This window comes from Aphanizomenon sp. UHCC 0183 (genome assembly GCF_009712065.1).
Lineage (GTDB): Bacteria > Cyanobacteriota > Cyanobacteriia > Cyanobacteriales > Nostocaceae > Dolichospermum > Dolichospermum heterosporum.
The window spans coordinates 1-6,803 of sequence record NZ_VILC01000145.1; the positions used below are offsets into that span (position 1 = coordinate 1).

The window sequence follows — 6,803 nt, forward strand, 5'->3', positions numbered from 1 at the left end:
ATTCTAGAGATGTGGTGACTGTAGCCAGTAAGTTTGAAGTCAACATCTAATTTACTCCTGATATTTTCGGATGCTTGACAATATCATCCAAATATTGATTAATAAAAATCTATATAATTGCTTACTTTGTAGTAAATTTTAACATTTGTTTTCAATTCTTAATAAGGATAACTGCTGTACTGAATAACAATTTTTGATATTTGTCGCCGTTTTAATGGTATATCTGTAATGGCTGGTAATTGCTAAAATAAGGGTAATTATTTCCTGGATTGATCATGTCCTCAACTCTTGATTCCTTACCGCCGGCACTGAATAAAATTGTCCACCGTTTTCAACGTGCTACAGAACCTAAACGACGATATGAGCAGTTGATATGGTATGCTCAAAAGCTACAAGAGTTCCCTGAAGATGGGAAAATTCCCGAAAATAAAGTTCCAGGTTGTGTTTCTCAGGTGTATGTTACGGCATCATTAGAAGATGATAAAGTCATGTTTCAGGGTGATTCTGATTCCCAATTAACGAAGGGATTGTTAGCATTATTAATAAAAGGATTAAATGGATCAACACCTACAGAAATAGTTCAGCTTACTCCTGATTTTATTCAAGAAACTGGCTTAAATGTGAGTTTGACTCCTTCCCGCGCTAATGGTTTTTACAATATTTTCAAAACAATGCAAAAAAAAGCTTTGGAATGTAAATTAGAAAATTAGGAATTGGAGATTCAACAACTCGAATACTTTTTGAGGGGTAGAAACAGGTTTAAATTATTCTTTCTTTGTTGTGAACTTCCCTCGGCTATGGAGACTGGGCAACCACGGGGGGCATTTGTGTCAACTTAACGTAAAACATCTATCCCGCAAAGAACTCAAGTCACCTCGTTCCCAGTCTCTGACTGGGAATGAATTCTAGAAGGCTCTGCCTTCAATGATATTAGAGGCAAAGCCTCATTAACTGCATTCCTAGTCAGAGACTAGGAACGAGATGTGGTAGGGATTTGAGCTTAAGTTGACACCATTACACGGGGGGTTGCCCCTACCTATGGAGACTGGGCAACCACGGGGGGTTGCCCCTACAGATTCTGAATATTAATAATGATAGATTATGCTCCTTCTGAGCGATCGCTTTTTTGACTAGGAGAAGATTCATAAAGAGCATCCAACTGTTCCCGTGCATCCTCAATATTAATTGAACGCATGACTAGCAGTGGTTCTTTAATCATGTTACCTGCGCTGTCTAACAATTCGGGATGGGAAACATACTGCTTTCTACCCGCATAATAACCAAAGCCACCTTGTGATGATTGGTTAGCTGAATATGTCCTTTCTCTATCGAAACTGAACATGATCAGATTCCGAATTAAGTTACCGACAGCTATGAATGCCAAAACGGTGAAAGCCAGAATATAGAGTAGGTGTAGCATTGAATTTTCCTCCAGAACAGTAAAGGTTAAAATGTTATTTCGTAAAACTTAAAACTCCGCAAATAAATGATTCGCGGTAAAAAAAAAAGAATGTAAAATTCCTTACTTGTGCGCCTATGTTATTTGATGCAATCCTTATATTCAGATTAAGGTAACATGAGACACATTATTTTTTTATGAAAACAATGTTAAGAATTGTCTAATATCTTTACAATTTCCAACTCATTTAGATTTTGCCAGGGATTTATTATTCCTTGGATTGACCTAAACGCATTCCCACACTCCAACATTCTGTAACTAATTGATGCCAAGGCATTACACTTGCCATATCAATTCCCACTTGTTTTTCAGTTGCTGTAAACAACATCCTTACTGTGTTCAGTTCACATTCTGCATCTTTGACTCGTTTTAGTAAGTTTAGTTGCTCTTGTTCACTCATGAATTGGATTTTCTCATTTTCCAGGATTTGACTATAGCGCTCAAACCAATATTGAAAATCCTCTAACAGCGGTTCTAAGACTGATTTCAGTAAATCAGCACTTGGTAAATTCGAGTCTCTCATATACGAGAAGCATATTTCCTAATTCTCTTTTTATATTAACGTTATTTACGATTCTTAACAATCAATTCATAACTTCTCACATCAAAAATCTTGTAAATCTGTAACTTCGTATCTGAAGCACAATTATATAAATTTGGCAATAAATTTGTAAAGCTCCTTGGGAGTAAGCCTGGATACCTCTAAAGGAATAAATCATTCAGGAGTCAGAAAGAAGAAAGAATTAAAACTGCTATAGCGGTATGCAGTGGAAATAAGATCCAACATTTACCTAAAAAACCGTAAACCAAAAGACTTTCAACTGTGTTCCCTGCTATATATAGGGTTTGCTGAATAAGTTGTCTGTGAAGCGTAAGCGTACCCCAAGGCGCAAGGGAGTATGTGGAGTATGTCACCAGAAGTCTGTGATTGAGCTAAATTAGGAGAAACCATAGCCAGTGGACTATTATTTATTTTGTAAAGATATTTTTTGTCAAGTTTATTTTTAACACTTCGCCAAAAGTTTAACAGCCAATGTCGCCAAATCAAGAAACCCAAGCAGTCGAAAAAATCTATTTACCCCGTACCAGTGAATCAGAACCTTTAAAAAAGATTCGCCATACAGCTTCCCATATCATGGCAATGGCAGTACAAAAGCTGTTTCCCAAAGCGCAAGTCACAATTGGTCCTTGGATTGAAAACGGGTTCTATTATGATTTTGATAGTCCAGAACCCTTTAGCGATAAGGATTTGAAAACCATTCAAAAAGAAATGGTGAAGATTATTAATCGCAAATTGCCATTAATTCGGGAAGAAGTCAGCCGCGAAGAGGCACAACACCGCATTGAAGCTATCAAAGAGCCTTATAAGCTAGAAATTCTGGCTGATATCAAACAAGAACCCATCACGATTTACCATTTGGGAGATCAATGGTGGGATTTGTGTGCTGGGCCACATTTGGAAAATACCAGCGAAATAAATCCCAAAGCTTTAGAATTAGAAAGCGTTGCTGGTGCTTATTGGCGGGGAGATGAAAAAAAAGCCCAGTTACAGCGCATTTATGCTACGGCTTGGGAAACTCCCGAACAATTAGCTGAGTACAAACGCCGCAAGGAAGAAGCTTTACGCCGTGATCATCGTAAACTGGGTAAAGAACTGGGATTATTTATCTTTTCCGATTTAGTCGGTCCTGGTTTACCTTTGTGGACTCCGAAAGGAACTTTGTTAAGAACGATTTTAGAGGACTTTCTCAAAAAAGAGCAGTTAAAACGGGGCTATTTATCTGTGGTGACTCCCCACATTGCTAGGGTTGATTTATTTAAGACATCTGGACATTGGCAGAAATACAAGGAAGATATGTTTCCTCTAATGGCTGAAGATGAGGAAGCAAGAGCCATAGAACAGGGTTTTGTCATGAAACCGATGAATTGTCCTTTTCATATCCAAATATACAAGAGTGAATTACGCTCTTATCGGGAATTACCGATGCGGTTGGCGGAATTTGGCACGGTTTACCGTTATGAACAGTCGGGAGAATTGGGGGGTTTAACCAGGGTGCGCGGTTTTACGGTTGATGATTCTCATTTGTTTGTAACTCCTGAACAGTTAGACAGCGAATTTCTGAATGTTGTAGATTTGATTTTGAGCGTTTTCAAAAGTCTGCAATTGAAGAATTTTAAAGCCAGATTGAGTTTCCGTGACCCAGCCAGTGATAAATATATTGGTGGGGATGAAGTTTGGGATAAAGCGGAAGGGGCGATTCGTCGCGCTGTGCAACAATTGGGAATGGAGCATTTTGAAGGCATTGGGGAAGCGGCTTTCTATGGACCCAAGCTAGATTTTATCTTCAGTGATGCTTTGGAACGAGAATGGCAATTGGGAACGGTGCAGGTAGATTATAATTTACCTGAACGGTTTGATTTAGAATATGTGGCTGAAGATGGTTCGCGTAAACGTCCAGTAATGATTCACCGCGCCCCCTTTGGTTCTTTAGAACGATTAATTGGGATTTTGATTGAAGAGTACGCGGGTGATTTTCCCTTGTGGTTAGCGCCTGTGCAAATCAGGTTATTACCTGTAGGTGATCTTCAGTTAGATTTTACCAAAGAGGTGGCAGCGAAGATGGTTGCATTGGGTATTCGGGCGGAAGTGGATTTGAGTGGCGATCGCCTGGGTAAGTTGATTCGTAACGCCGAAAAGGATAAAATACCTGTCATGGCGGTGGTTGGTGCGAAGGAAGTAGAAGCCAACAGCTTGAGTATCCGCACCCGTGCTTCTGGGGAATTGGGAGTCATAACTGTAGATGAAGTTGTGAATAAGATCACAGAAGCAATTACTAACTTTAGTAACTTCTAAAAAAGTAGGTTGGGTAGAAAGAAGGGAAAGTTTAAAACTCTCTGCGACTCTGCGCCTCTGCGTGCAAAAAAATCACTTTTCTACCCAACAAAATCCCAAAACTTCTCACTCAAAAGCGCATCAACATTCAGACTAAACTCCCACACATCAGGAAATTGAAAACTAGAATAATCTTCCCTAACTTCCATGAGAGCCTCTTCCCAAGCTTGATCTAATACTGCTGTAAAATATCGCTTCAGACTAGGGGACTGTTTAAGAAGAATTCTTAATTGACGACGTTGTTCTCGAATTGTCACTTCCCATTCACGATTATCGTATTCACTATTAACATAAATCCGTTTTAATAGATGCACCCATAGTACAATTAGGCGGCTTTCAACCTCAGCCCTATCCCTACTCGCCAAGATTTCCATCTCCTCAATTAAATGTTCCACATCCAAACCGTGAAAATCTCGCGCCTTGAGTTTTAGGATTGTCTCCTCTAACCAGAGGTACTGATCTCGATTATAAAGACCTGTTTTAGCCAATTGAATTTCAGTCATTGATTTAACAGTACGTCTAACACCTTATTTTAAATCATCGGGGAGACAAAGAAAAACGTTTCAATCTACTCAATCCTAAGCATAAGATTTATTTAGGTATATATTCTCTTATGCTAAACTGAGGTAAAAACTTATAAAGAAATTGTTAAAAAGTTTAGTACAATAACATCATTAACCAATAAGTATTTTTTCCTATTGACATGATAGCGGCTCAATTTCCTTGGCTTACCGCAATTGTCCTATTTCCCCTCCTGGCATCTTTTCTCATCCCTGTATTGCCAGATAAAGATGGCAAACTCGTCAGATGGTATGCACTGGGCGTAGGTATTGCCGACTTTATTTTAATGTGTTGTGCCTTTTGGCAACATTACGATGCCAGTAATGCGAATTTTCAACTGGTAGAAAATTATGTCTGGATGCCCCAATTGGGCTTAAACTGGGCTGTTTCTGTGGATGGTATTTCCGCCCCGTTGGTACTTTTAGCGGGCTTTGTTACCACACTGGCGATGTTTTCAGCTTGGCAAGTTGACCGCAGACCAAAGCTTTTCTATTTTCTCATGCTTGTGTTGTATTCTGCACAGGTTGGGGTATTTGTCGCCCAAGACTTGCTGTTATTTTTCATTATGTGGGAAGTCGAACTAATCCCCGTATATTTACTAGTTTGTATTTGGGGTGGACAACGACGACGCTACGCAGCTACAAAATTTTTACTTTATACCGCAGCAGCTTCTATATTTATCTTGGTAGCAGCCCTAGCAATGGGGCTATATGGCGGCGGAAATGTCACTTTTGATGTTGCAGAACTCGCACAGAAAGAATATCCTCTCACCCTGCAACTCCTACTATATGCGGGTTTGTTAATTGCCTTTGGTGTAAAATTGGCGATTTTCCCCTTGCATACTTGGCTACCGGATGCTCACGGTGAAGCATCTTCTCCAGTATCCATGATTTTGGCGGGTGTGCTGTTGAAAATGGGCGGATATGGACTAATTCGCCTGAATCTTGACTTACTTGCCGATGCTCACGTTTACTTTGCGCCTGTTTTGGCTATTCTCGGTGTTGTCAACATTATCTATGGTGCTTTAAATTCCTTCGCCCAAACGAATATGAAACGGCGTTTGGCTTATTCGTCAATTTCCCATATGGGTTTTGTATTAATAGGAATTGCTTCTTTCACCGATTTGGGTATCAACGGTGCAATGTTGCAGATGATATCACATGGTTTAATTGCTTCCGTGTTATTCTTCTTGGCTGGTGTAACTTACGATCGCTCCCACACGATGATGATGGCAGAAATGGGCGGTATTGGTCAAGCCATGCCAAAAGTGTTTGCCCTGTTTACAATGGGGGCTATGGCATCTTTGGCTTTACCGGGAATGAGTGGCTTTGTTGGTGAACTTTCGGTTTTCGTGGGAATAGCAACTAGTGATGTTTACACCTCTACATTCTGCACCGTCACAGTTTTCCTAGCGGCTGTGGGAGTTATCCTCACACCTATTTATCTACTTTCTATGCTGCGTGAAGTATTTTATGGTTCTAGTGCAGCCCTGATTTGCGATATTAACAATGCTGATTTAGAAAATCAGGAAGATGAAGGAACGGCTTGTTTTGGTACAGATTGCCTTTTACCAACGGAAACTGTATATAGTGATGCCAGACCCCGTGAAGTGTTTATTGCTGCCTGTTTTCTGGTGTTGATTATTGGTATTGGTTTCTACCCCAAGGCGGCTATGCAAATGTATGATGCAAAAACTGTAGCTGTCAATGCTCATGTTCGCCAATCTTATACGATTATTTCCCAAACCAATCCTCATATTTATGCGAGTGGATTCTTAAATCCGCAGATTCCAGCGACTGAGTTAACACCTGTTTTGGGAACTTTAAAATAGGTAATTGACGACTAACAAAAAGTATGGAGAATATATCCTCTAGTAGTCTGTCAAATTTA

General features: G+C 39.8%; 6 protein-coding genes. 3 read left to right on the plus strand and 3 right to left on the minus strand.

Annotation, left to right across the window (positions count from 1 at the left end; translation table 11 throughout):
- The first annotated feature begins 275 nt into the window (after window positions 1–275).
- A complete protein-coding gene (locus FJR37_RS25170) occupies window positions 276–710 on the plus strand; it encodes a SufE family protein (protein WP_039201272.1) in 435 nt (144 codons plus the stop codon).
- 389 nt (window positions 711–1,099) lie between these two features.
- Here FJR37_RS25170 and FJR37_RS25175 read toward each other — a convergent pair whose 3' ends face one another.
- Window positions 1,100–1,420, minus strand: coding sequence for a DUF2973 domain-containing protein (locus FJR37_RS25175; RefSeq protein ID WP_027403352.1), 321 nt, complete (start codon window positions 1,418–1,420; stop codon window positions 1,100–1,102).
- A 247-nt stretch (window positions 1,421–1,667) separates the two neighbouring features.
- Window positions 1,668–1,982 carry a DUF2605 domain-containing protein gene (locus tag FJR37_RS25180; RefSeq protein ID WP_039201271.1) on the minus strand — a complete coding sequence of 105 codons (315 nt, stop codon included), beginning with the start codon at window positions 1,980–1,982 and terminating at the stop codon, window positions 1,668–1,670.
- Between the two features lie 510 nt (window positions 1,983–2,492).
- Here FJR37_RS25180 and thrS point away from each other — a divergent pair.
- Entirely contained in the window at window positions 2,493–4,313 is a 1,821-nt protein-coding gene (thrS, locus tag FJR37_RS25185; RefSeq protein ID WP_168467427.1) for a threonine--tRNA ligase, read from the plus strand.
- A gap of 80 nt (window positions 4,314–4,393) precedes the next feature.
- Here thrS and FJR37_RS25190 read toward each other — a convergent pair whose 3' ends face one another.
- Window positions 4,394–4,855: a DUF29 domain-containing protein gene (locus tag FJR37_RS25190; RefSeq protein ID WP_168467428.1), complete on the minus strand. Its 462-nt coding sequence runs from the start codon at window positions 4,853–4,855 to the stop codon at window positions 4,394–4,396.
- 200 nt (window positions 4,856–5,055) lie between these two features.
- Between FJR37_RS25190 and FJR37_RS25195 the strand changes: the two genes are divergently transcribed.
- On the plus strand, window positions 5,056–6,744 hold the full coding sequence (locus FJR37_RS25195) for an NAD(P)H-quinone oxidoreductase subunit 4 (protein WP_168467429.1): 1,689 nt from the start codon (window positions 5,056–5,058) through the stop codon (window positions 6,742–6,744).
- The last annotated feature ends 59 nt before the right edge of the window (window positions 6,745–6,803 follow it).

Coding starts and splice junctions, on each gene's coding strand:
- FJR37_RS25170 (WP_039201272.1), top strand. CDS start 276: ATGTCCTCAACTCTTGATTCCTTACCGCCGGCACTGAATAAAATTGTC.
- FJR37_RS25175 (WP_027403352.1), bottom strand. CDS start 1,420: ATGCTACACCTACTCTATATTCTGGCTTTCACCGTTTTGGCATTCATA.
- FJR37_RS25180 (WP_039201271.1), bottom strand. CDS start 1,982: ATGAGAGACTCGAATTTACCAAGTGCTGATTTACTGAAATCAGTCTTA.
- thrS (WP_168467427.1), top strand. CDS start 2,493: ATGTCGCCAAATCAAGAAACCCAAGCAGTCGAAAAAATCTATTTACCC.
- FJR37_RS25190 (WP_168467428.1), bottom strand. CDS start 4,855: ATGACTGAAATTCAATTGGCTAAAACAGGTCTTTATAATCGAGATCAG.
- FJR37_RS25195 (WP_168467429.1), top strand. CDS start 5,056: ATGATAGCGGCTCAATTTCCTTGGCTTACCGCAATTGTCCTATTTCCC.